Origin of the sequence: Rhodopseudomonas palustris, from assembly GCF_003591005.1 — a bacterium.
Classification (GTDB): domain Bacteria; phylum Pseudomonadota; class Alphaproteobacteria; order Rhizobiales; family Xanthobacteraceae; genus Rhodopseudomonas; species Rhodopseudomonas palustris_K.
The window spans coordinates 1-625 of sequence record NZ_QYYD01000070.1; the positions used below are offsets into that span (position 1 = coordinate 1).

Below are 625 nucleotides of genomic sequence, written 5' to 3' on the forward strand. Positions count from 1 at the left end.
CCTCAAGCGAACGACGGGATTCGAACCCGCGACCCCCACCTTGGCAAGGTGATGTTCTACCACTGAACTACGTTCGCATCCTATTCAAAAATGCCGGCTACATGACTTGAACACGCGACCCTCTGATTACAAATCAGATGCTCTACCAACTGAGCTAAGCCGGCTCATTATTATCTTATATGCGGGTTAAGGGACTTGAACCCCCACGCCCTAAAGCGCCAGATCCTAAATCTGGTGCGTCTGCCAATTCCGCCAAACCCGCTCTTATGACCCGTACTGGGCTCGAACCAGTGACCCTTTGATTAAAAGTCAAATGCTCTACCAACTGAGCTAACGAGTCTCTTTCCTTTTGAAATCTTCTCGACTTCAACGGTCCCGACGGGAATCGAACCCGCGATCTTCGCCGTGACAGGGCGACGTGATAACCGCTACACTACGGGACCTATTCTTTTCAGAATATGGGAGTTAACGGGATCGAACCGCTGACCCTCTGCTTGTAAGGCAGATGCTCTCCCAGCTGAGCTAATCCTCCTGGGTATTATGCCTAGCGACGTCCTACTCTCACAGGGGGAAGCCCCCAACTACCATCGGCGCTAAAGAGCTTAACTTCCGTGTTCGGTATGGG

Annotated in this window: 6 tRNA genes and 1 rRNA gene; all 7 read right to left on the reverse strand. The window is 51.8% G+C overall.

From position 1 onward, the window contains the following. Nucleotides 1-5 precede the first annotated feature (5 nt). Nucleotides 6-77, reverse strand: a tRNA-Gly gene (locus tag D4Q52_RS25965). A 14-nt stretch (nucleotides 78-91) separates the two neighbouring features. Continuing rightward, nucleotides 92-164: transfer RNA gene (locus tag D4Q52_RS25970), tRNA-Thr, on the reverse strand. A 16-nt stretch (nucleotides 165-180) separates the two neighbouring features. Further along, a tRNA-Leu gene (locus D4Q52_RS25975) sits at nucleotides 181-262 on the reverse strand. 5 nt (nucleotides 263-267) lie between these two features. After that, nucleotides 268-340, reverse strand: a tRNA-Lys gene (locus D4Q52_RS25980). Between the two features lie 30 nt (nucleotides 341-370). Beyond that, nucleotides 371-443, reverse strand: a tRNA-Asp gene (locus tag D4Q52_RS25985). A 15-nt stretch (nucleotides 444-458) separates the two neighbouring features. After that, nucleotides 459-534: transfer RNA gene (locus D4Q52_RS25990), tRNA-Val, on the reverse strand. An 8-nt stretch (nucleotides 535-542) separates the two neighbouring features. Continuing rightward, a 5S ribosomal RNA gene (rrf, locus tag D4Q52_RS25995) occupies nucleotides 543-625 on the reverse strand; the annotation flags it as partial.